At 65.2% G+C, this 22085-nt stretch carries 21 protein-coding genes and 1 riboswitch; of the genes, 4 read left to right on the top strand and 17 right to left on the bottom strand.

The window, feature by feature from the left end; translation table 11 throughout:
* Positions 1-8: 8 nt before the first annotated feature.
* The 8 genes from kdpA to FHY18_RS11360 all read right to left on the bottom strand — a co-directional run bounded on the left by kdpA (position 9) and on the right by FHY18_RS11360 (position 9273).
* A complete protein-coding gene (gene kdpA, locus FHY18_RS11325; protein WP_259154724.1) occupies positions 9-1823 on the bottom strand; it encodes a potassium-transporting ATPase subunit KdpA in 1815 nt (604 codons plus the stop codon).
* Positions 1824-1838: 15 nt separating this feature from the next.
* Positions 1839-1931, bottom strand: coding sequence for a potassium-transporting ATPase subunit F (locus tag FHY18_RS11330; protein ID WP_006452907.1), 93 nt, complete (start codon positions 1929-1931; stop codon positions 1839-1841).
* Positions 1932-2976: 1045 nt separating this feature from the next.
* Positions 2977-4557 (bottom strand): CocE/NonD family hydrolase, encoded by a 1581-nt coding sequence (locus FHY18_RS11335; RefSeq protein ID WP_259154796.1) that lies wholly within the window; start codon positions 4555-4557, stop codon positions 2977-2979.
* Between the two features lie 605 nt (positions 4558-5162).
* Positions 5163-6137, bottom strand: coding sequence for a thiamine-phosphate kinase (thiL, locus tag FHY18_RS11340; protein WP_259154811.1), 975 nt, complete (start codon positions 6135-6137; stop codon positions 5163-5165).
* 222 nt (positions 6138-6359) lie between these two features.
* Positions 6360-6830 (bottom strand): transcription antitermination factor NusB, encoded by a 471-nt coding sequence (gene nusB, locus FHY18_RS11345; protein ID WP_005997266.1) that lies wholly within the window; start codon positions 6828-6830, stop codon positions 6360-6362.
* A complete protein-coding gene (gene ribH, locus FHY18_RS11350; RefSeq protein ID WP_003490334.1) occupies positions 6827-7291 on the bottom strand; it encodes a 6,7-dimethyl-8-ribityllumazine synthase in 465 nt (154 codons plus the stop codon). Before ribH ends, nusB begins: the two co-directional genes overlap by 4 nt.
* Positions 7292-7534: 243 nt before the next feature.
* Positions 7535-8674 (bottom strand): 3,4-dihydroxy-2-butanone-4-phosphate synthase, encoded by a 1140-nt coding sequence (ribB, locus tag FHY18_RS11355; RefSeq protein WP_259154871.1) that lies wholly within the window; start codon positions 8672-8674, stop codon positions 7535-7537.
* Positions 8671-9273, bottom strand: coding sequence for a riboflavin synthase (locus tag FHY18_RS11360; RefSeq protein WP_259154872.1), 603 nt, complete (start codon positions 9271-9273; stop codon positions 8671-8673). The genes ribB and FHY18_RS11360 overlap by 4 nt, the downstream gene beginning before the upstream one ends.
* 167 nt (positions 9274-9440) lie before the next feature.
* A riboswitch (FMN riboswitch) is annotated at positions 9441-9614 on the bottom strand.
* A 217-nt stretch (positions 9615-9831) separates the two neighbouring features.
* On the opposite strand from FHY18_RS11360, the gene FHY18_RS11365 reads away from it, so the two are divergent.
* Entirely contained in the window at positions 9832-10455 is a 624-nt protein-coding gene (locus FHY18_RS11365; RefSeq protein WP_259154875.1) for a hypothetical protein, read from the top strand.
* Positions 10456-10780: 325 nt separating this feature from the next.
* On the opposite strand, the gene FHY18_RS11370 is transcribed toward FHY18_RS11365, so the two are convergent.
* From FHY18_RS11370 to FHY18_RS11400, 7 genes are all read right to left on the bottom strand, one after another.
* The gene (locus FHY18_RS11370; RefSeq protein WP_326521209.1) at positions 10781-11287 is read right to left on the bottom strand and encodes an isoprenylcysteine carboxylmethyltransferase family protein; all 507 of its coding nucleotides are present in this window, start codon (positions 11285-11287) and stop codon (positions 10781-10783) included.
* A gap of 27 nt (positions 11288-11314) precedes the next feature.
* Positions 11315-11707 carry a hypothetical protein gene (locus FHY18_RS11375; RefSeq protein ID WP_259154879.1) on the bottom strand — a complete coding sequence of 131 codons (393 nt, stop codon included), beginning with the start codon at positions 11705-11707 and terminating at the stop codon, positions 11315-11317.
* 229 nt (positions 11708-11936) lie between these two features.
* Positions 11937-13031 (bottom strand): bifunctional diaminohydroxyphosphoribosylaminopyrimidine deaminase/5-amino-6-(5-phosphoribosylamino)uracil reductase RibD, encoded by a 1095-nt coding sequence (ribD, locus tag FHY18_RS11380; RefSeq protein WP_259154880.1) that lies wholly within the window; start codon positions 13029-13031, stop codon positions 11937-11939.
* Positions 13028-13504, bottom strand: coding sequence for a GNAT family N-acetyltransferase (locus tag FHY18_RS11385; protein WP_259154882.1), 477 nt, complete (start codon positions 13502-13504; stop codon positions 13028-13030). Before FHY18_RS11385 ends, ribD begins: the two co-directional genes overlap by 4 nt.
* 4 nt (positions 13505-13508) lie before the next feature.
* The gene (nrdR, locus tag FHY18_RS11390) at positions 13509-14033 is read right to left on the bottom strand and encodes a transcriptional regulator NrdR (protein ID WP_005997276.1); all 525 of its coding nucleotides are present in this window, start codon (positions 14031-14033) and stop codon (positions 13509-13511) included.
* Between the two features lie 102 nt (positions 14034-14135).
* A complete protein-coding gene (gene glyA / locus FHY18_RS11395) occupies positions 14136-15389 on the bottom strand; it encodes a serine hydroxymethyltransferase (RefSeq protein ID WP_259154887.1) in 1254 nt (417 codons plus the stop codon).
* 190 nt (positions 15390-15579) lie between these two features.
* Positions 15580-16089, bottom strand: coding sequence for an RcnB family protein (locus FHY18_RS11400; RefSeq protein WP_259154888.1), 510 nt, complete (start codon positions 16087-16089; stop codon positions 15580-15582).
* Between the two features lie 225 nt (positions 16090-16314).
* On the opposite strand from FHY18_RS11400, the gene ettA reads away from it, so the two are divergent.
* Positions 16315-17976, top strand: coding sequence for an energy-dependent translational throttle protein EttA (gene ettA / locus FHY18_RS11405; RefSeq protein WP_259154890.1), 1662 nt, complete (start codon positions 16315-16317; stop codon positions 17974-17976).
* A 106-nt stretch (positions 17977-18082) separates the two neighbouring features.
* Here ettA and def read toward each other — a convergent pair whose 3' ends face one another.
* Both def and arsC read right to left on the bottom strand, forming a co-directional pair.
* Positions 18083-18598: a peptide deformylase gene (gene def, locus FHY18_RS11410; protein WP_046963719.1), complete on the bottom strand. Its 516-nt coding sequence runs from the start codon at positions 18596-18598 to the stop codon at positions 18083-18085.
* A 338-nt stretch (positions 18599-18936) separates the two neighbouring features.
* A complete protein-coding gene (gene arsC / locus FHY18_RS11415) occupies positions 18937-19359 on the bottom strand; it encodes an arsenate reductase (glutaredoxin) (RefSeq protein WP_259154891.1) in 423 nt (140 codons plus the stop codon).
* Between the two features lie 651 nt (positions 19360-20010).
* Here arsC and FHY18_RS11420 point away from each other — a divergent pair.
* Both FHY18_RS11420 and FHY18_RS11425 read left to right on the top strand, forming a co-directional pair.
* Entirely contained in the window at positions 20011-20424 is a 414-nt protein-coding gene (locus FHY18_RS11420; RefSeq protein ID WP_259154894.1) for a hypothetical protein, read from the top strand.
* The gene (locus FHY18_RS11425) at positions 20417-22075 is read left to right on the top strand and encodes a PA domain-containing protein (RefSeq protein ID WP_259154895.1); all 1659 of its coding nucleotides are present in this window, start codon (positions 20417-20419) and stop codon (positions 22073-22075) included. Before FHY18_RS11420 ends, FHY18_RS11425 begins: the two co-directional genes overlap by 8 nt.
* The last annotated feature ends 10 nt before the right edge of the window (positions 22076-22085 follow it).

A 22085-nucleotide genomic window follows, 5' to 3' on the forward strand; every position in this document is an offset into this window, starting at 1 on the left:
CTCAATTCTCAGTACGCCGCCAGGGCGAGGTGTTCAGCGATGGGACCCAGCACCAGTGCCGGCATGAACTGCAGCACGGTCAGCACGAGCACGATCGCCATCAAGGTCAGCGCAAAGGTGGGCGTTTCGACCTGCAGGCTGCCGGCCGACTCGGGCGCACGCCGCTTTATCGCCATGCGCGCGGCCACCATCAACGGCAGGATCAACGCCGGGTAGCGGCCCAGGACCAGCACCACCGAGCAACTCAGGTTCCACCAATACGTGGCATCGCCCAGCCCTTCGAAACCCGAGCCATTGTTGGCGAAGGCCGAGGTGTACTCGTAGAACACCTGGCTGATGCCGTGAAAGCCCGGATTGGAATTGGCTGTCAATGCCGGCACCGCCAATGCCACCGCGGTAAAGCCCAGCACCACCAGCGGCTGCAACAGAATCAACAGCGCCAGCAATTGCACTTCGCGCGCTTCGATCTTGCGGCCGAACAATTCGGGCGTGCGCCCGGTCATCAACCCGGCCAGAAACACGCTCAATAACAGGTACACCACAAACTGCTGCAGGCCGCAGCCGACGCCGCCCCAGATGGCGTTGATCAGCATATCCACCAACGTGACCAGGCCACTCAGCGGCGCTAGCGAGTCGTGCATTGCATTGACCGAACCGTTGGAGGTTTGCGTGGTCAACGCTGCCCACAGTGCGGACGCATCGGCGCCGATGCGCACTTCCTTGCCTTCCATCAAGGCCGGCGAGGCGGCACTGGCCGAATGCGCTTCGGACCACAGCAACAACGCAGTGGAGGCAGCCGACATCGTCAACATGGTGCCGAACACCAACGCGGTGAGTCGCTTGCGCCCGGTCAGGTAGCCGACCATGAACACCACGCTCATCGGCAGCAGCACCAGCGCCAGGGTTTCCAGCAAATTGCTCAACGGCGTGGGGTTTTCCAACGCCACCGAACTATTGGGGCCATACCAGCCGCCGCCATTGGTGCCGAGCTGTTTGACCGCGACCATCGCCGCCACCGGGCCGACCGGAATGGTCTGCTTGGGCATGCCGGCACTGCTGTCCAACGGTGTGGCGGTGGCGGCACCCCGCAATGTGGAGGGAACGCCTTGCCAGCCAAGCAGCACTGTCCACAGCAGGCACAGCGGCAGCAACACACGCACGCTGGCGCGGATCACATCCGCCCAGTAATTGCCGACGTCTGCCTCCGGCAGTGCCTCCAATCCCGCAGCCGACTGCTGCCGTCCCTGGTGTGGCGTGTGAATCTCCGCATCGTACGGCCCGTCCACCGGTGGCTTGGCGCTCGCCGTCGCAATGGATGCCAGCGAAGCATCTGACACGGTTGCGGCGGCTCGCCCACCGAACAATGCACGCAAGGTCGCCACCGCCAAGGCCAGGCCCATCATCGGCGTCACCACCTGCAGGCCGACGATGCCGGTCATCTGCGCCAGGTACGACAACTGCGCCTGGCCTGAGTAGTGCTGCTGATTGGTGTTGGTGACGAACGACACCATGGTGTGCAGCGCGGTATCCCAGCGCATGTTCGGGATGGCGTCCGGGTTGAACGGCAGCCATGCCTGGGTCATGAACACCGCCCAGGTCAGCAGGCCGACAACCAGATTGCTGAGCAAGAACGCCACTGCATAGCCGCGCCACGACATGCCCTGCTGCGGGCGGGTACCGAGCAGTGCATACAAGGGCCGTTCGATCCAGCCGAACAGCGCATCGCCGCGCATCGATGCACCACGCATCACTGCCGCCAGATAACGGCCCAGGGGCCACGCCAGCACGATGGCCAGCGCGTAGACAAGAAAGGTTTCACTCATTGGAGCGCACTCGCATCAGAAGTCTTCGGGCCGCAGCACCACGTACAACAGGTAAGCCGCAGCAACGAGTACGGCCACGCCGCACAGCAGGGACAACCAGGCAGGCATGACGGTTACTCCCCGTCATGCGCGCAACGCGGCGCGATGGATGCGATGTGCAACGGCGCATGCAGCGTCTGCAGGCCAACAAGGCAAAGCGCTGCCACACCGCGCGCACAGCGCCGATGGAGCAGACAGGTCAAGGGATGCATCGGAATCGTCCAAGGCGGAACCGCTCCGCCAACCTGGGCAGTGTCTTCCCGGGCTGCGTAAAGTCGCTATGGACCTGCGACAGACGCCGCGTAAATTCCGCATAAATGCTGCGCAGCGACGGTGTGCAGTCACGCCATGCAGTCATTTCCGGGCAACCGCGACCTTGCCCTCACAGTCCAGTCCCCGCTCAGGACAACCAGGTTTTGGATCAGTGCGTTATGAAGCCGTAGCAACGCTCTACTGGTCGAGGGTCCGGCGCCCTCACCGCTCGCGGGACACGCCGTGAACCAGTCCCAGGGGCGCATCCATGCCGCCACACGGTCCCGCAAGCGGCAAGCACGCCGCACCAGACTGTTTGCTGGCTGCTTTAGTGAAAGCCATGCACACCGACCATCTCGACGGGTCCTTGCCGGCTCACCGTCGCGGGACCTTACGCGGCATGAATGCCGCGTAAGAGCTTACAAGGATGTACTTGCAGCGTGTCCCGTGATGGTGGGCGGGCAAGGGCCCTGCAGCAAACTCACAGCGTCTAGGGCGCAGTGCCCTCACCGCACCAGACAGCTTCCTGGCTGCTTTGTTGAAAACCATGCACACCGACCTTCTCGACAGGTCCTTGCCCGCCCACCGTCGCGGGACCTATGCGGCTTGCATGCTGCGTAAGAGCTGCACGGACGTCCTGGCAGCGTGTCCCGCAATGGGGGGGCGAGCAAAGGCCCTGAGCCAGGCTGCAGGACTACCGCCCTAAAAATCTCCCGGAAACGGGAATGACATCCTGCCCAGCCTGTCGGCTGTGTCTGGATGCACATGCAGTTGCGCACTAATGGACAGGCGATGATTGCCGCGTGCACCCGCTCGGATGCACGCGACCTGCAACTCACCGCGTCGTCAGCTCAGCACAACGTCATCGCAGCGGCACGTTCAATACTGATGGCGTTGCCAGCGGCGATGTAAAGGTCACCGTGCCGCCGCCGTCACTGGCATCGGTATAGCGCACGTCGTGCGTGTCGATCACCAGCACCAGACGCTGCCCGGCCGGAATCTCCGCAGCGGCCGCCTGCAGCGGCCAATCCAGCGTCACTGCGCGGCCCGGCGTGGCTCCGCGAAGCGAGTACGGCGCATGCGTGATCAACTGTGCCACGCCCAATGCATCCATGCGATAGAGATAGGCGAACAGGCTCACGTTCGGTTGACTGGGCACCACGGTCACGCGCAAAGATGGGCTGCCCGCCAGCCGTTGCGTGCTGCTTGACGGCGTACCCATCCACACCGCGGCGCCGATGCGATTGACCAATGGAATGGACGTGGTGACCGGCACACCGATGCCTTGCAACAGACCGCTGACCAGCACCACGCCGGAGTCGGCCAGTGTCGGCACATCGGTGGCAATGCGCGACTGCCATCCGCTGGCGGTGCCGGCAATCAACCCACCGGTAGGGCTGAGCAACCCGGACGGTGCAGACAGACCCAGGCGCGTGCTGCCCTGCTGCACCGATGTCCAATCCGGATACGCCAGCCATTGCCCGGCGCGCGGCGACAGTCGCACCGGCGCTTCGGTATCCACGCCATTGCGTACTTGCTTGAGATGGCGATCGAACCAACGCGTGGCGGCGGTGTAGACCTCGTTGGGCAGGCCCAAGGCACCGGGTAGTTCCGTGGTGGCGTGATCGCCCTGGCTCAGCAGCAATTGCTTGGGCCCGCGCAGCTGATTGAAGAAGGCGATGGTCTGATTCGGCGGGAACAAGCCGTCGTTGAAGGCATTGCCCAACAGCACTGCGGTACCGCGCACGTTGAGTGCAGCCTCGTCGGTGAGCGGGCTGCGCGAGGCGGCCTTGGGCAGAAATCCCTGTACCGCACCGTCGAAATCGCCCTGCGCCACTTTCGTACCGATCTGCGCCAGATCCGGGCCAGCGCGTCCGGTCAACGCGCCTGCGCCGACCAGCAACCCGACGCCTTGCTGGCTGACGGTACGATTGGAATACAGCGAAGCCTCAAGATCGGCCCAGCCACTGAGCGCGGCCACCGCCTTGATGCGCGGGTCGCGCTCGGCGGCCAGCAAGCTGATACCCGCGCCGTAGGAGATGCCGGACGCGCCGATCGCATTCGGATTGGCCGGCGTGTGCGCCAGCGCCCAATCGATGACCGCACTGACGTCTTCCACGGTGTCCGGACCGGCGATGTCGATCTGCCCGGCCGAATCCCAGAACCCGCGCGAGGTGTAGCTGACGACAACATAGCCATCGCTGGCCAGCTGGGTGGCGCGGCCCAGATATTCCAGATTGGGCAACGACCAGCTGGCCGGCATCACGATCAGCGGAAACGGCCCGCTTCCCTGCCCTTGCGGCACGAGCACCAGCGCCCCCATCGGCGCGCCGTCCCAGCCGGGGATGCGCTCATAAGTCTTGCTGAAGGCGCCCGCCACGGCCGACGCCGACGACACCAGCAACGCAACCGCGGCGATGCCACGGATCCAAGCCTTGTTCATGCTGCTTTCTCCCACGCGGAGCCGGGCCGGGATAGCCCAGCGGCAACTGCCATGCATCCGTGGTTCGGGGGAGAACCTGGCGAACGTACCAGACGGTACGGTATGGCTCAAGGGCGGGGATTCGGGATTCGGGATTCGGGATTCGGGATTCGGGAGTCGGGAGTCGGGAGTCGGGATTCGGGATTCGGGATTCGGGATTCGGGATTCGGGAGTCGGGAGTCGGGAGTCGGGAGTCGGGAGTCGGGAGTCGGGAGTCGGGAGTCGGCGGCGAGCGGCGAGCGGCAATTGGAGGCCATCAGTGGAGATGCGGGCTGAGCTGCAGCCGGACACATGTCCCGCTGGCATCACCGAGACCCACGTTTCGAGGGGACCGCCGTGCTGCAGACACGGCAACACCGCTTGGCTGTCTATCCCTTCAGGACACCATTAGACCGCCAAAGCCAAGCAGGCGCTGCGCAGCCAAGCGCTCACCACAAGATGCAGTGCACAGACCCGCAATCCACGTCCATCGATGCGCCTGGCGCGGCTGGCCCTGCAACAACGCACGCAGCGCCTAGGCAGCGGTCGTCACGACCCGCCAGCGCCGCGGCACCAGCCGCCAATCCTCAACCCACGAAGTGCTGATAGCCACGTTGGGGCGGTTGCCAAGGATGGCCGTCGGCGTCGTGCACCACCACGCCCGGTGCGGCAACGATCTGGCCGATGCGCGTGGCAGCCACTCCGGCAAACGCCATCGCCTGCAGCACGGCATCGCGGTGCTGCGGCGCGGCGGTGAAACACAGCTCGTAGTCGTCGCCGCCGCCCAATTGCCAGCCGATGCACTGCACCGCGCTGATTGCATCGCTGCGTGGCATCTGCGGCAAGTCGGTGAACGCCAGCTGCGCGCCCACACCACTGCGTTCGCACAGATGGCCCAGATCGGCCAGCAGGCCGTCGGAGACATCAACACAGGCATGCGCAAGCCCACGCAGACGCAAACCCGCCTGCACGCGCGGCTGCGGACGCAGCAAGCGGAGGCGCCATGCTTCATGCAGCCGGTCAGCCGCCACATGCGTGACATCCAACGTACCGGCCTGCCAGAGCGACAAGGCCGCCGCCGCTTCGCCAAGCTGGCCAGTCACCCACACATCATCGCCCACGCGCGCGCCATCGCGACGCAGCGCAGCCCCCGGCGGCACGCTACCGATCGCGGTGACCGCGCACGACAACGGACCGCGCGTGGTATCGCCGCCGACCAGCGCAATGCCGTGCGCATCGGCGAGCGCGAAGAACCCATCGGCAAATGCGTCCACCCACGCCAGATCGTCGTGCGGCAGGGACAGCGACAAGGTGCACCAGCGCGGTTGCGCGCCCATCGCCGCAAGGTCGGACAGATTCACCGCCAGCGTCTTCCAGCCCAGATCGTCGGGCAGCGTTTCGTGCGGAAAATGCACCCCGGCATTGAGCGTGTCGGCAGTGATGGCCAACTGCTCGCCGGCCGGCGGCTGCAGCAGCGCTGCGTCGTCGCCGATGCCCAACGGCACATCGGCACGCGCAGCGATGCGCGCGCGCAGACGAGCAATCAGATCGAATTCGGGCATTTGAAGGGCCGGGAATGGGGATTTGGCATTCGGGATTGGTAACAGCAGGCGGTGTGAAGTGCGACACGACAGCTGGCCAGCCATCCTATCGAAGGATGCGACAGCGCAGACATAGCGGATCAACTCAAGGCTGCGTCACTCAAGCGAAGGCGCTCGCACCTTGCATCAGCAGGACCTGCGCTCGCTGCCAATCCCTAATCACGAATGCCGAATCCCGGCGCCTCAGGCGCCGGACTCGACCTTGCGCCACTCCACGGCAGCGCGATCCAGCACGCCGTTGACGTAGGTGTGACCGTGTTCGGAGCCGAAGCGCTTGGCGGTTTCGATCGCTTCGTTGATCACCACGCGGTAGGGCACGTCCTGGCGATACAGCAGCTCGTAGGCAGCCAGGCGCAGCACCGCGCGTTCGATCGCGTCGACCTCTTCCACGCCACGATCCAGGTACGGCGTCAACGCGGTATCCAGTTCGGCGCGATGGGTGAGCACGCCTTCCACCAGGCTTTCGAAGTACGCCAGGTCGGCCACTTCGTGCGCCTGCTCATGTGCAAACTGGCCGATCACCTGCTTGGCAAAGCCGCCGGAGATCTGCCAGGCATACACCGCCTGCAGCGCACGGCGGCGTGCACGCGAGCGCAGCACCGGGTCGATGCCGTCGCGACGGCCGTGGCGGGCATGTCCACCGGACTTGCTCATGGCAACAACTCCATCAAATTCACCAGTTCCAGCGCGGCAAGCGCGCATTCCTCGCCCTTGTTGCCATGGCTGCCGCCGGCGCGTGCCTCGGCATCTTCCACCCGCTCGACCGCCAGCACACCGTTGAGCACCGGCACGCCGGTCTGCAGCTGCACGCTCATCAGGCCCTCGGCGCACAGGTCGGCCACGTGTTCGTAGTGGCGGGTATCTCCACGGATCACGCAGCCCAGCGCAATGATCGCGCCGTGCTGGCCAGACTGCGCCACCCGGTTGGCGGCGATCGGAATTTCCCAGGCGCCGGGCACGCGGATCACGTCGATGGCGTCCTCGCCGATGCCGTTGCCGGCCAGGCTCTGGCGCGCGCCGGCAACCAGCACGTCGGTGATACGGGCATTCCAGCGGCTGGCGATGATCGCAAAGCGCGCGGTGGTGGGGCGAAGATCGCCTTCGTAGTGGGTCATGCGGGTCGGCAACTCGAGGGGGCGGGAAGTTTAACAGCTGCCGGGCCCGGGCCCGGCCGACATGCACGGCAGCGGCCCACCGAAGCAGGCACTGCCGGGGCGTCCGGGACGCCAGGGCGCATCACCTGCAGCGCATGGTTGCCAGCGGCAGGCGGTTGGCGATGGGCCACGGGCGACGTCACCGCCCGCATCTTCGACACCCGCACCTGCTGGCAACCATGCGCTGCCGGCACTGGATTGCGCTTACGGCACCGCTGTCGGCGGCACCGAACGCAGCGCTTCGCCCGGGTGGCATTCCAGATACTCCACCACCTCCAGCCCGAAACCGGCCAGGCCGATCTGGCGGCGCGGGGTCCCCAGCACGCGCAGCTTGCCCAGACCGAGCTCGGCCAGGATCTGCGCGCCGGCTCCATTGCGCCGCCACTGGCTGACGTCCTTGGCATTGGCGGCAGCTTCGGGCTGCTGGCGCAACCGCGCCAACAGCGATTCGCTGTCGCGCGGGGCCGACAGCACCACCATCACGCCCTGTCCTTCGGCGGAGATCGCACGCAAGGCATCGGTGGCGGCCACGCCAAAATCATCGCGCTGCCAATGCAGCAGATCGGCCAACGGGTTTTCCACCTGCACGCGCACCAGCGTGGGCGTATTCGGCTCGGCCACGCCGCGCACCAGGGCAAAGTGCAGGTCGTGCGCGATGCGGTCGCGGTAGGTCACCAGTTTGAACGGGCCGAACTCGGTGGTGATGTCGCGCTCGTCCACCCGTTCGACGGTGTGCTCGTTGGCCAGCCGGTAGGCGATCAGATCGGCGATCGAGCCCATCTTCAGCCCGTGCTCGCGTGCGAACACTTCCAGCTGCGGGCGGCGCGCCATGCTGCCATCCGGGTTGAGCACTTCCACCAGCACGCCGGCCGGTTCCAGCCCGGCCAGCATCGGCAGATCGCTGGCGGCTTCGGTATGGCCGGCGCGGGTCAGTACGCCACCGGGCTGCGAAATCAGCGGGAAAATATGCCCTGGCTGGCTCAGATCCTGCGGTTTGGCATCCGGACGTACCGCGGTCCGCACCGTATGCGCACGGTCGTAGGCCGAGATACCGGTGGTAACGCCTTCGGCCGCCTCGATGCTGACGGTGAAGTTGGTCTGGAACTGCGCGGTGTTATTGCGCACCATCGGCGCAAGACCAAGCTGGGCGCAGCGCTCGCGGGTCAGCGACAGGCACACCAGTCCACGCGCGTGGGTCACCATGAAATTGATGTCCGACGGCTTGACCAGCTCGGCGGCCATGATCAGATCACCTTCGTTTTCGCGGTCTTCGTCGTCGACGATCACCACCATGCGCCCGGCGCGCAACTCTTCGATCAGCTCGGGAACCGGCGCGAAATTCATGCTGCACCCCGCGTGCCGAGCAGGCGCTCGACATAGCGCGCCACCAGATCGATTTCCAGATTCACCGCAGCGCCCACGGCAGTGGCCGCAAACGCGGTATTGGCGACCGTGTGCGGAATCAACGCCACTTCAAAGCCGGCCTCGTCCACGTCGTTGACGGTGAGGCTGACGCCGTCCACGCAGATCGAGCCCTTCTTGGCGACATAGCGCAATACGGCAGGCGAAGCGGCAAACCGCCAGCGCTGCGCACGCGCATCGCCGTGCACCGATTGCACCTGACCCAGTCCATCGACGTGGCCACTGACAAGATGCCCGCCCAGGCGATCGGTCGGGCGCATCGCACGCTCAAGGTTGATCACCGCGCCTTCCGGCAACGTACCCAAGGTGGTCAGCGACAGGGTTTCGGTGGACGCATCGGCTTGAAAACTGGCTGCGTCGAACGCGATCACGGTCAGGCAGACGCCGTTGACGGCGATGCTTTCGCCGAGCTGCACCGCCTCGAACGGCAAGTTGCCGACAGCGAAGCTAAACCGCACATCGCCGCCCTGCGGCTGGCGCGCCGCCAGACGGCCCACGCCTTCAATGATTCCGGTGAACATCAGCGCACCCCCGTTTGCAGCAACGATCGTGGTGGCTTGGCGCAGTGGAGGGTCGCGATGCAACGCGACAGGTGATGCAAAGACATAGTCGTTTCTCGCAGAAGTTGAGCGAAAAACGCCGCAAGGCAAAGCAAACAGGCGCGCGCGCAGCCGCAAGGCTGCGCGTTGGCCGTCTTCTTTCATCCGGACTATACCGTCGGCTCCGGCATCGGACCGGATCTGCTGACCTTCGCACCACCCCCGCAATGAACTGCCGGGCGCCGCCGCGAAGCGCTCGCGGGCTCGCACGTTTGCACGTGCCTACCGCCGGTGGGGAATCGCACCCCGCCCTGAAGACGTTCGTGAGTACCGGCGAACCGGCCGGCGCAGTTTAACAGCGTGCACCGGCGCCGTTGCTGACCACCGGCTAAGGCCGGCAGGACGCTGTGTCGTGTCAGGAATTTCCCCATAGCAAGTTTTGTGAAGAGTCTGTTAAATTGCGCGCCGCGGCGGGAGACGTCGCGCTCTTTTCCAGCCCGTCGGCCGGAAGACACGGACATCAATTCAGAGAGAACACTCATGCGCACCACCCTGATTCTGGCTGCCCTACTGGCCGCCGCCCCGTTTGCCGCCGCTGCTGAAGGCCTGAGCTACAGCTATGTCGAAGGCGGCTGGAACCGCACCGAAATCACCGTGAACGGCGATTCGGACGACCTGGACGGCGGCTACCTGCGCGGTTCGTGGCAGATTGCCGAGCCGGTCTACCTGCTCGCCGGCTACCAGCGTGCCACCAAGGATTTCAACCTCGGCTCCGGCTTCGTGCTCGAAGGCACCTTGCAGCAGGCCAGCGTCGGTATCGGCTATCGCCAGGAAATGACCGAGCGCGTCGAGTTCATCGCCGACATCAGCGTGCTGCGATCCAAGGTCGAATCCGACCTGCGCCTTCGTGGCCGCTCGGTGGACGACTCCTCGGACACCAGTAGCCTCGGCTTCGGCAACCTCGGCCTGCGTGGCAAGCCCTCGCCACGTACCGAAGCTTGGATCAAGGCCGGCTACATCGACGGCAGCGACGTGGACGAAGGCGAATTCGTCGGCACCCTCGGCGGCCAGGTCAATTTCACCAAGACCTGGGGTATCGTTGCCGAAGCGCAGTTCATCGACAACGCCAACCAGTACCGTGTCGGCGTGCGCGCAAGCTTCTGATCGACGCGCTGCAGCTACAAAAAAGGCTCCGCTTGCGGAGCCTTTTTTATGTTCGGCCCTTCCTGGCACGATCGGCCCGACCTGACGGAAAAACGCTTCAACAAGCAACTGGGTACCGATGCTCTATCGTCCGATCGGAACGCTGCTTGTACACCATTCGCAGCTGGAACGTGCGCCCCTGCGAAACGCAGCACATCAGGTTTGAAGCGCCCGACGACACTCCAGCGGCGGCGGCACCCGCCAATGTCCAATGTCGACAGGAACACAGGGCGAATCGCAGGGCGCCAGGTCAAACGCACCATTGATCGACGTGCGTGACGCGGGTTCAGAGCCAGCGACGCACCGCTGCGCGGTACACCGCATAGTCGGCCTGGAAGCGTGCCGACAGGCAGCGTTCCTCGGGCAGTATCTGAAAAACCGTGACATAGCCGATAAACAGCGCCACTTCGAACAGGCCAAGCAGCTGCCCGTGGCAGATGACCCAGCCCAGCAATGCCAGGGCATAGCCCAGGTACATCGGGTGACGCGAGTACCGATACAGCCCGGATGTCACCAAGGCAGAAGATCGCTCCGGGTGCAGTGGATTGACCGTGGTACGCGCAGACCGAAACATGACTTTCGACCACGCGTTGATCGAAAGGCCAAGCACAACGCACGGCACGCCAATGGAAATGCATACCCCCGAGGAGACAGCCCCCGGCAATCGCCACACCACTGCTGCAAGCACCACCAGCAGAATGGGCGGTGGAAGCCGCGTTTCTAGAGCGTGCAACATCGCACGCCCGCTTGCTGCCGTTTGCAGCAGGAAATGCCCATAAACCGGACCACGCATTCGCCCCTCACATCGCCTCGCATCCTGCTACTGATTGATGGTGGTTTCGATGACATCGACGATCTCACTCACGGGGAGTGTGAAGACGCCGGCGTCGCCGTCGTCAAAGGCCGCACGCCATGTCGTGTAGCCCTCCAGATACTCCGGATTTGCCGGGGCATGCCCCACCAGCGTGGTCACGGAGCTTTCGAGTGTCGTTCTGGACACCGGAAAATGCGGCAACTCCGTCGAAACGGCATTGGGAGCATGCACGTTCCTGACCCGCACGTCGCGGACGCTGATATGGAACACCTCGCCAATGTTCGATTCGACCTCGATCCTGTTGATCAGCAGCGTCGAACCCGGCTCCTCGGCCCGGTTGCGGTACTCCCAGACTTGTCCTTCCGCAAACTGCCGGGCATGTGCAGCGAGCATGGTCATAACGAGAAATCCGATACGTGAAGAAAGGTGGGTTTCGTCCGTAGAGGCCTGAGAGCACATATTGGTCGGCAGTGTGTTCAACCGTCGCCTGCATCGCTGCCCTCCTTCGCACCTGCGCTGCCCGGGCAGGCCAGGCATTGGGTAACGCCCCCTCGGGCTTCAGCGCTGGCAGAACACGTGCACTACGGGAACAGCATCCCGTAACGTTCCCTTGCGCCAGAGCCAGCATTCATTCGACGACACCAGGCAGGTAGCGCAGCCGCAGATCCTGGCCAAGCTGGCGCACATCGGCCAGATGCAGAGCGCGACGTTGCGCCATGGTATCGATGCCAAGCCCGGCCAGCAGCGGTCTGGCGGTATCGCCCAGCAGCACCGGTGCCATGTAGACCAGCAGTTCGTCGACCAGGCCGGCTTGCAGCAGCGCGCCGCTCAGCGTTGCGCCGGCCTCTGCATGTACCTCGTTGATCCCGCGCTCGGCCAGCAGCGCCAGCACCGCTCCCGGATCCAAACGCCCTTCCTGCAGTGGCATCCCGACGAATTCGGCACTCTGCAGCGACGGCGCTTGCAGCGCATGGCCATGCAGATAGAGCGTCGGCGCATCGCCCTGGCGAATGTTCCCGCACTCCAGGGTGCGCAAGCGCGCGTCCAGCACGACCCGCAACGGCGGCACGAAGGGCGTGTCATCGCCCAAGCGCACCGTCATCGCCGGATCGTCCGCCAGTACCGTGCCGGCACCGGTCAGGATGGCGCCGGCACGCGCGCGCCAGCGTTGCACGTCGGCACGTGCGTGCGCACCGGTAATCCACTTGGAGTGCCCGTTGGCCAGCGCAGTGCGCCCATCCAGGCTGGCGCCCAGCTTGACCCGCAGCCACGGGCGCCCACGCTCTACCCGCGAGAGGAACCCACGATTGAGTTCGCGCGCCTGCGCCTGCAGCACACCTGCGACCACTTCGATCCCGGCCTCGCGCAGCAGTGCAAAGCCACCGCCGTTGACCTGCGGAAATGGGTCGGCCATCGCCGCAACCACGCGCGCCACGCCTGCTTCGATCAAGGCCAGTGCGCACGGCGGCGTGCGCCCGTAATGCGCGCACGGCTCCAATGTCACGTATGCAGTCGCCCCACGTGCCTGCTCGCCGGCGGCGCGCAGCGCGAACACTTCCGCATGCGGGCCACCGGCCCGCTGATGGAAGCCTTCGCCCACGCACGCGCCATCGCGCACGATCACGCAGCCCACCATCGGATTGGGCCGCGTGGTGTAGGCACCACGTTCTGCCAGGCGCAGCGCCTGTGCCATCCAGCGGTGGTCGTCGGCCGTCACCTTCATTGCCTTGCTCCTTCGGGCGCGATGGCCATCACCACGATCTGCATCGGGCCAAGCAACAGCTCGGCATGCGCGTGCCAGCCCAGTCGCCGATAAAACGACATCAACGCCGGCTGGCAATACAGATACAGCAGCGGCACACGCAATTGCGCGGCGGCGCGCACGCAGTGCGCCACCAGTGCTTGGCCGATGCCCCGCCCGCGCGCCTGCGGCTGCACGTACAGTGATGCCAGCCAGGGCGACCATTGACGGATGCGGTCGTCGTCGTTCTCCAGCAGGCTGACCGAACCGAGCCAGTGCGACGGATCGAGCGCGACCCAGGTGGTGGGAATCACGCCATCGCGCGTATGCCTGCGCAGTTCGCTCAACGCTTCATCGATCGTCCAGTCCGGCAACAGGCTGCCGAAGGCCTGCAGATGCGCCTGTGCGATGGCGGGCAGATGCTCTGGCGTGTCCGCCACGCAGGCGATGCGCATGCGCTCAGCGCTTGCCGGGTTTGCCGGCGCGTTCCAGCGCCGCTTCCAGCAGCGGCAGTTGCTCGCTGCCTACCGGAAGCTCGCGCTCGAGCTTTTCGATTTCTTCGCGGAAGTCGGCCACGTCCTGGAAGCTGCGATACACCGAGGCGAACCGCACATAGCCCACATGATCGAGTTTGCGCAGCTCGACCATGACGTATTCGCCCACCCGCAGCGAGCCGACCTCGCGCTCGCCTGACATGCGCAGCTGATGCACCACCGCGCGGACCGCCGCTTCGATCTGTTCTTCGGACACCGGGCGTTTCTGCAGCGCGCGGTCGAAACTGGTGCGCAGCTTGCGCGCATCGAATGCCTCGCGCCCGCCGTCGCTCTTGACCACGGTGGGCAGCTTGAGCTCGATGGTTTCCAACGTGCTGAAACGCTCGCCGCACGCCTCGCACTCGCGACGCCGACGAATCGTCGTGCCGTCTTCGGACACCCGCGAATCGATCACGCGGGTGTCGTTGTGCTGGCAGAAGGGGCAGTGCATCAGGGCGCCGGGATTGGAGAATGGGGATTGGGGATTGGCAACAGCAGGAGCAAGGACGCGCTTGCCGCGCATCCCCAATCCCGAATCACCAATCCCGGCAGCTCAGCCATACACCGGATACTTCTTGCACTGCGCGGTCACTGCGTCACGCACCTTGGCCAGCACGGCTTCGTCGCTGGGGGCGTCGAGCACGTCGGCGATCCAGTTGGCCAGGTCGATGCTGTCCTGCTCCAGGTAACCGCGCGTGGTGATCGCCGGGGTGCCCAGGCGCAGGCCGGAGGTGACGAACGGCGAGCGCGGGTCGTTGGGCACCGAGTTCTTGTTGACGGTGATGTGAGCCTTGCCGAGCGCGGCCTCTGCATCCTTGCCGGAAACATCGCGGCCAATCATGTCAACGAGCATCAGGTGATTTTCGGTGCCGCCGGACACGATCTTGTAGCCGCGCGCGATCAGCGTGTTGGCCATCGCCTGGGCGTTCTTGACCACCTGCTGCTGGTAGGTCTTGAACTCCGGCTCCAGCGCTTCCTTGAACGCCACCGCCTTGGCCGCGATCACGTGCATCAGCGGGCCGCCCTGGATACCGGGGAACACGATCGACTGCAGCTTCTTCTGCAGTTCTTCGCTGGCGCCCTTGGCCACGATGATGCCGCCGCGCGGGCCGCGCAGGGTCTTGTGGGTGGTCGAGGTGACCACGTGCGCATGCTCCAGCGGGCTGGGGTACACACCGGCGGCGACCAGGCCGGCCACATGCGCCATGTCCACGAACAGATACGCACCGACGCTGTCGGCGATGGCGCGGAAACGCGCCCAGTCGATCTTCTGCGAATAGGCCGAGAACCCGGCCACCACCATCTTCGGCTTGTGCTCGGTCGCCAGGCGCTGGACCTCGTCGTAATCGATCAGGCCCTGCTCGTTGACGCCGTACTGCACCGCGTTGAACAGCTTGCCGGAGACGTTGACCTTGGCACCGTGGGTCAGGTGACCGCCGTGGGCCAGGCTCATGCCCAAGATGGTGTCGCCGGGCTGCAGCAGCGCCAGATACACCGCCTGATTGGCCTGCGAACCGCTGTGCGGCTGCACGTTCGCATAGTCGGCGCCGAACACCTGCTTGATGCGGTCGATCGCCAGTTGCTCGGCAATGTCGACGAACTCGCAGCCGCCGTAGTAGCGCTTGCCCGGATAGCCTTCGGCGTACTTGTTGGTCAGCTGGCTTCCCTGGGCTTCCATCACCAGGGCGCTGCAGTAGTTCTCGCTGGCGATCAGTTCGACGTGATCCTCCTGGCGGCCGACTTCAGCGGCAATGGCCTTGGCCAGTTCGGGGTCGTAGGTTTCCAGTCGGACGTCGCGCGAGAACATTCGAAACTCCGGGGCAGCTGCAGCCAGTAGGGCCGCCGATTGTAAGCCCCCGCCGCACGGGTGACCAATCGCGCCGCTGGCGGGCATGGGCCCGATCGGTCGGCACGCCACGCATAACGACAAAGGCGCACCGAAGTGCGCCTTTGCGTGATGACTGGCCCGATTGCTCGGCGAGCGGCCGGCGGCCTGCTCAGTTGTTGAGGACCAGGTCGGCAATCACACCGGTGGCGATGGCGACCAGCAGCAGATTGCCGGTGTTGTCGCGTTGCCAACGGTAGCCATACGGCGGGCGGCGCAGATTGTAGCGGTCGTAGTCGTTGATCACATAGACCGGGCCGTGGTAACGCTGGCCGCGGGCCCAGTACGGGCGCGGCGGCGGGCCGGCGCGGTAGTAACTGGGGCGATCGTAGACATAGACCCGGTTGCGGTCGTAGCGACGGTCCTGATAGCGGGCATCGCGATAGCCCTCGCGGTAGCCGCTGCTGTAGTAACGGCGATCGTCGTGACGATCGTCCCGCCAGTCGCGGCGATCGTTGCGCCAGTCGCCACGGCGATCGCGGCCATGGTCGTGACGATCGTCGCGGTCGTGGCCACGACGATCGTGGCCGCGGCCCCAGTCGTCGGCAAACGCTGCCGGAGCCACGGAGCCCAGCGCCAGGATGGAAGAAAGCACAACAGTGACAATGCGTTTGCGGTTCATGACCAGCTCCTGTTTGCGATGTCGCAATTTCATTAAGACGCTGCCCGCCTTAACGCATTCTTGCTGGAATCGGTTACGAAAATCCCTATTCAGGTAATAGGTAGGCTGCCGTTTAGCTAGATCCCACCCGGCGCGGCCCCGGGCGCTTGCCCGTATAATCGGCGCAATCCCTTTTCCGCTGCCTCCGGCCCCGGCCGGTGGGCTGCCTGCGTCCACGGAGCACCCATGTCGCAATACATCTACACCATGAACCGCGTCAGCAAGGTGGTCCCGCCCAAGCGGCAGATCATCAAGGACATCTCGCTGAGCTTTTTCCCGGGCGCCAAGATCGGCCTGCTGGGCCTGAACGGCGCGGGCAAGTCCACGGTGCTGAAGATCATGGCCGGCGTGGATACCGATTTCGAGGGCGAAGCCCGTCCGCAGGCCGGCATCAAGGTCGGCTACCTGGCGCAGGAGCCGCAGCTCAACCCCGAGCACACCGTGCGCGAGGCGGTCGAAGAAGGCGTAGGCGACGTGTTGCAGGCCCAGGCCGCGCTGGATGCGGTGTACCTGGCCTATGCCGAAGAAGGCGCCGATTTCGACGCCCTGGCCAAGGAACAGGAACGCCTGGAGGCGATCCTGGCCGCAGGCGATGCGCACACCCTGGAAAACCAGCTGGACGTGGCCGCCGACGCGCTGCGCCTGCCGCCGTGGGACGCGGTGGTCGGCAAGCTGTCCGGTGGCGAAAAGCGCCGCGTGGCATTGTGCCGCCTGCTGCTGCAGAAGCCGGACATGCTGCTGCTGGACGAACCGACCAACCACCTGGACGCCGAATCGGTGGAGTGGCTGGAACAGTTCCTGGCGCGCTACACCGGCACCGTGGTGGCGGTCACGCATGATCGCTACTTCCTCGACAACGCCGCCGAGTGGATCCTGGAACTGGACCGCGGCCGCGGCATTCCGTGGAAGGGCAACTACACCGACTGGCTGACCCAGAAGGACGAGCGCCTCAAGCAGGAAGACAACCAGGAAAAGTCACGCCAGAAGGCGATCCAGAAGGAACTGGAATGGTCGCGCCAGAACGCCAAGGGCGGGCGCACCAAGGGCAAGGCGCGTCTGGCCCGCCTGGAAGAGCTGCAGTCGGTGGATTACCAGCGCCGCAACGAGACCAATGAAATCTTCATCCCGCCGGGCGAGCGCCTGGGCAATTCGGTGATGGAGTTCAAGAACGTGTCCAAGAAGTTCGGCGACCGCCTGCTGATCGACAACCTGTCGATGATCGTGCCGCCCGGCGCCATCGTTGGCATCATCGGCCCCAACGGTGCCGGTAAGTCGACCCTGTTCAAGATGATCACCGGCCAGGAAAAGCCCGATTCCGGCGAAATCGTGGTCGGCCCTACCGTGCAGCTGTCCTATGTGGACCAGAGCCGCGACGCGCTGGAAGGCAACCACAACGTGTTCCAGGAAATCGCAGGCGGCCTGGACATCCTCAACATCAACGGCGTGGAGATCCAGTCGCGCGCCTACATCGGCCGCTTCAACTTCAAGGGCCAGGACCAGCAGAAGATGGTCGGCTCGCTCTCCGGTGGTGAGCGCGGTCGTCTGCACATGGCCAAGACGCTGCTGCAGGGCGGCAACGTGCTGCTGCTCGACGAACCGTCCAACGACCTGGACATCGAAACGCTGCGTGCGCTGGAAGATGCATTGCTGGAGTTCCCGGGCAACACCTTCGTGATTTCGCACGATCGCTGGTTCCTCGACCGTATCGCCACGCACATCCTGTCGTTCGAAGGCGAGTCGCACGTGGAGTTCTTCCAGGGCAACTACCGCGAGTACGAAGAAGACAAGCGCCGCCGCATGGGCGATGACGCAGGCCCCAAGCGTCTGCGCTTCAAGGCGCTGAAGTAAGTACGACAAGGGCGCCGAACGGCGCCCTTGTTACATCCGAGGTGCAGTGCCGTCTCGCCTCCACCGTGCCGCCGCCGAAGATGAGACGCGCAGCGCGAGCGCTGCGCTACAGGTCGTAGGACAACACGTCTTCGAAACCGAAGGTGTCGAAGTTTTCGATCCGCGAGGGGTACAGGCGGCCAACCAGGTGGTCGTATTCGTGCTGCACCACTCGCGCGTGGAAGCCTTCGGCCTCGCGTTCGATCGGGCTGCCGTCGGGGGCGAAACCGCGATAGCGGATGTGGCGGTAACGCGGGATCACCGCGCGCAGGCCGGGAATCGACAGACAGCCTTCCCAGCCGTTTTCCATCTCGTCCGACAGCGGCTCGATCTGCGCGTTCGCCAAGGCCGTGCGCGGCACCGTGGGCGCGTCCGGATAACGCTCGCTGACTTCGAAACCGAACACCATCAATTGCAGGTCCACTGCGATCTGCGGAGCGGCCAGACCGACGCCGCGTGCGTCGTCCATGGTTTCGAACATGTCGGCCACCAAGGCATGCAAGTCGGCACTGCCCAGGTCGGTCACCGGTGGCGCCACGCGCAGCAGGCGCTTGTCGCCCATGCGGATAATCTCGCGAATCATGTCGATGCTCCTCAAAACGATACGGCGATCTTAGAACGGCCACCACACGCTGGCGAGCGGCTGCCAGGCAGGTGTGGACGGCGCCAGTCGGAGTGTACGAGCGCTACCTGACGCCCTGGCACCGGCCGCGTCTGCCTGTGGTCAGACAGTCGCTCCGTTGGTCGCTTCCAGCGCGGTAGACACGGGGTGGTAGCGGTGCAGTCCATGCCGGCGATGGCGTCGACGTCAAGCGCCGATCGGTTGTGCGCGGTCATGGCGCTACCGATTCAGTGGATGCGCTTAGCGCGGCAGACGCAGGACCGGTAGCGGCGCAGTGATGACCACGATCGCTGCCGCGCTCAGGCGCCGATGCGCTGGCCGGTTTCGTCCAGCACGCGTTCGCCGTCTTCCTTGACGAATGCGCCGGTGGCCGCTGGCAACAGGTCGAGCACCTGCTCGGATGGACGGCACAGGCGCGTACCCAACGAGGTCTGCACGAACGGGCGATTGATCAGGATCGGATGCGCGAGCATCGCGCTCAGCAGTGCGGCGTCATCCAGCGCGGGATTGTCGAGTCCCAGCTCCAGATACGGCGTGCCCTTCTGGCGCAGGGCATCGCGCACCGACAGGCCGGCATCGGCAATCAGCGCCTGCAGCGTCTGCCGGTCTGGCGGGTACTGCAGATACTCGATGATCTGCGGTTCGATGCCGACATGCCGGATCAGCGCCAGCGTGTTGCGCGACGTGCCGCAAGCGGGGTTGTGATAGATGACGGCGTACATGGGGACTTGGTGCGCGGAGTAGCCGAGACTGTAACGCGTCGAGGTCCAATGCAACGCGCTGTCGCAGAATCAGCGCAAGGCACGCACAGAAAGCGCTGATGCCGATGCGGGTGCAGTGCAGGTGCAGGTGCAGGTGCAGGTGCCGGCATGAGCATCTCTCCGGCAACGCACAAACGCACGGCTTGCGGGCGTCGGTGCAACCGCACTATCTGCGCGGACCGAGCCGCTGGCCGGGGTGGACTACGGCCCTCCCCCGTCGGTAGCGGGGTGGGGTGAGGTTCCGGAGCGAAGCGCGAATGCACTCCAATCCCTGCCCTCACCCACCACCTGGCCTCGCTCGTACCTCATCCGCCCCTTCGGGGCACCTTCTCCCGAGGGGACAAGGGTGGCTTCCGGCTCAGTTGGCTCGCGTCAAAAATCTGACCGATCCGGGTACCAGCCACCGCTGAATCCCTAAGAATTCCCCCGACGCAAGTGCACCGATAACCGTTTCAGGCTATCGCTTCGCATTCAGCGCGCCACATGTCAAAAGATTGACACACATCACGGATTCATGATTCAGTCATGAACAGACTGAAACGGAAGGATTCCCCCGATGCCGGTGTCTGCACGGCGTCCCTTTTCCCTGTTGGACTCAAGGAAACCCCAACGATGATGAGCGTTCGTAAGCCCGGATGGATGCTGTCCGGTGTGTTGTGCGTCCTCTGCCTGCCGGCCTTGGCCATGGCGCAAGAGGCTGCAACCAGCAGTTCCAAGGTCGGTATCGATCCCGTCACCGGCAAGCTGCGCCCGCTGACCGACGCCGAGAGCGCGGCGCTGGACCAGCAGGCCGGTTCGGCTGCCCGCAGTGCGGCAACACGCACGACGGTGCCGCAAACCGAGGCGGCCGCCCGCGCCACCGAGCGCCGCCTGCCCAATGGCACCGTGGCGCGCAAGTTGCCGGCCACGCAAATGAGTTCGCTGACCGCGACCCGCCAGGCCGATGGCCGCATCGTGATCGAGCACAGCGACGACGCCGACACCCAACCCGCCCACGCCGAGCACGGAGCGCTGCCGCATGAATAAGCCCTTGTTGCTGTTGTCTCTGGCCGTGGCTGCGGCGATCGCGCCGCTGCATGCAAGCGCCGCCAACGTCACGCTGATCAATGGCGATGCCGGCACCGTGGTTGGGTTGAACGACCCCACCGCCGCCGCACCGTTGGGCGGCAATCCCGGGCGCTCGGTCGGCGAACAGCGTCGCATCGCCTACCAGTACGCCATGGACCTGTGGGGCGCGGTGCTGCAGAGCAACGTCGAGATCAAGGTCTATGCCTCGTTCGCGCGACTGACCTGCACCGCCACCGGCGGCACGCTGGGCCAGGCAGGGCCGAACTGGATCGTCAACAACTTCCCCGGCGCCAAGGCCAATACGCTGTATCCGTCCGCGCTGGGCGACGCGATCGCGGGCCAGGACCTGGTACCGGATCCGGCCGATCCGGCCGACGTGTTTTCGCAATTCAACGGCGACCTGGGCAAGGACGACTGCCTGGCCGGTTCGGGCTGGTACCTGGGCCTGGACGGCAAGACCCCGGAAGGCCAGATCAACTTCCTCAACGTGGTGATGCACGAAATCGGCCACGGCTTGGGCGCTGCCGGGTTCCTCAACAAGACCACCGGCGTGCTCGGTTCGGGCAGCGGGCTGACCGACGTGTACACCTCGCAGGCCTTCGATAACGTGCAGAACAAGCGTTTCGACGACCCGACCATGACCAATGCCTTGCGCGCCGAAGCGATGCGTACGCCCGGCCGCACGGTGTGGGCCGGCACGCGGGTCAACCGCGAGGCAGCCTTGATCCTGGACCCGCGCACGCTGCTGCAGGTCAGCGCGCCGGCCGCTGCGGCCGGCAAGTTCGAAGTGGGCTTTGCCAGCTTCGGGCCGCTGGCCACCGCCGGTAATTTCCCGGCGCGCGCAGTGGTGACCATCAATGACGGCGCTGCGGCCCCCTCGGCCACCGATGGCTGCGAAACCCCGTTCGTCAATGCGGCCGAGGTGGCCGGCAAGGTGGCGCTGATCGACCGCGGCACCTGCGCGTTCGCGATCAAGGTCAAGAACGCCCAGCTCAACGGTGCGGTCGGCGTGATCGTGGCCAACAACGCCGCCGGCGTGCAGACCATGGGCAATGCCGCGCCGCCGATCACCGACATCACCATCCCGGCGATCATGGTGTCGCAGGCCGATGGCGCGCGACTCAAGGGTGCCAGCGCAGTGGTGGCAGGCCTGTACGAGGACCCGGACCTGCTGCAGGGCACCGACACCGCAGGCCGCACGCGGTTGTATTCACCCAGCGTGGTGGCCGGTGGCTCGACGTTCTCGCACTTCGATACCGACCTGCAGCCCAATGCGCTGATGGAGCCGTTCGATACGCCGGAAGTGCAAGCGCATCTGAACATCGACCTGACCCCGGCGATGTTCGCCGATATCGGTTGGACCTTGAACCGCGGCCTGACCCGGCTGGGTAACTGCAACACGCTGGTGCCGACGGTGGAAACCGGCGGTCTGATCGTCGGTGCAAACCTGACCGCCGAGAGCAGCCTGTGCAAGACGCAGAATGCCGGTAACCGCTTCGGCTATCTGACCTGCATGAACGATCACATCCGCGAACTGGAAGACCAGGGTGCGATCAGCCGCGTGCAGCAGGCGGCGACTTTCATCTGCGCCACCAAGGTTCGCCCCTGAGGCGAGCGCG

Origin of the sequence: Xanthomonas sp. 3793 (genome assembly GCF_024806835.1) — a bacterium.
GTDB lineage: Bacteria > Pseudomonadota > Gammaproteobacteria > Xanthomonadales > Xanthomonadaceae > Xanthomonas > Xanthomonas arboricola_F.

Bases quoted from the DNA above. Each gene is read 5' to 3' on its own strand.
- FHY18_RS11385 (WP_259154882.1), bottom strand. From the start codon at position 13,504: ATGCGCATCGCCTGCGTGGCGGACACGCCAGAGCATCTGCCCGCCATC.
- kdpA (WP_259154724.1), bottom strand. From the start codon at position 1,823: ATGAGTGAAACCTTTCTTGTCTACGCGCTGGCCATCGTGCTGGCGTGG.
- FHY18_RS11375 (WP_259154879.1), bottom strand. From the start codon at position 11,707: ATGACCATGCTCGCTGCACATGCCCGGCAGTTTGCGGAAGGACAAGTC.
- ribD (WP_259154880.1), bottom strand. From the start codon at position 13,031: ATGAAGGTGACGGCCGACGACCACCGCTGGATGGCACAGGCGCTGCGC.
- def (WP_046963719.1), bottom strand. From the start codon at position 18,598: ATGATTCGCGAGATTATCCGCATGGGCGACAAGCGCCTGCTGCGCGTG.
- ribB (WP_259154871.1), bottom strand. From the start codon at position 8,674: ATGAATTTCGCGCCGGTTCCCGAGCTGATCGAAGAGTTGCGCGCCGGG.
- glyA (WP_259154887.1), bottom strand. From the start codon at position 15,389: ATGTTCTCGCGCGACGTCCGACTGGAAACCTACGACCCCGAACTGGCC.
- thiL (WP_259154811.1), bottom strand. From the start codon at position 6,137: ATGCCCGAATTCGATCTGATTGCTCGTCTGCGCGCGCGCATCGCTGCG.
- FHY18_RS11335 (WP_259154796.1), bottom strand. From the start codon at position 4,557: ATGAACAAGGCTTGGATCCGTGGCATCGCCGCGGTTGCGTTGCTGGTG.
- FHY18_RS11365 (WP_259154875.1), top strand. From the start codon at position 9,832: ATGCGCACCACCCTGATTCTGGCTGCCCTACTGGCCGCCGCCCCGTTT.
- nusB (WP_005997266.1), bottom strand. From the start codon at position 6,830: ATGAGCAAGTCCGGTGGACATGCCCGCCACGGCCGTCGCGACGGCATC.
- FHY18_RS11400 (WP_259154888.1), bottom strand. From the start codon at position 16,089: ATGAACCGCAAACGCATTGTCACTGTTGTGCTTTCTTCCATCCTGGCG.
- FHY18_RS11425 (WP_259154895.1), top strand. From the start codon at position 20,417: ATGAATAAGCCCTTGTTGCTGTTGTCTCTGGCCGTGGCTGCGGCGATC.
- arsC (WP_259154891.1), bottom strand. From the start codon at position 19,359: ATGTACGCCGTCATCTATCACAACCCCGCTTGCGGCACGTCGCGCAAC.
- ettA (WP_259154890.1), top strand. From the start codon at position 16,315: ATGTCGCAATACATCTACACCATGAACCGCGTCAGCAAGGTGGTCCCG.
- nrdR (WP_005997276.1), bottom strand. From the start codon at position 14,033: ATGCACTGCCCCTTCTGCCAGCACAACGACACCCGCGTGATCGATTCG.
- ribH (WP_003490334.1), bottom strand. From the start codon at position 7,291: ATGACCCACTACGAAGGCGATCTTCGCCCCACCACCGCGCGCTTTGCG.
- FHY18_RS11330 (WP_006452907.1), bottom strand. From the start codon at position 1,931: ATGCCTGCCTGGTTGTCCCTGCTGTGCGGCGTGGCCGTACTCGTTGCT.
- FHY18_RS11420 (WP_259154894.1), top strand. From the start codon at position 20,011: ATGATGAGCGTTCGTAAGCCCGGATGGATGCTGTCCGGTGTGTTGTGC.
- FHY18_RS11360 (WP_259154872.1), bottom strand. From the start codon at position 9,273: ATGTTCACCGGAATCATTGAAGGCGTGGGCCGTCTGGCGGCGCGCCAG.
- FHY18_RS11370 (WP_326521209.1), bottom strand. From the start codon at position 11,287: ATGCGTGGTCCGGTTTATGGGCATTTCCTGCTGCAAACGGCAGCAAGC.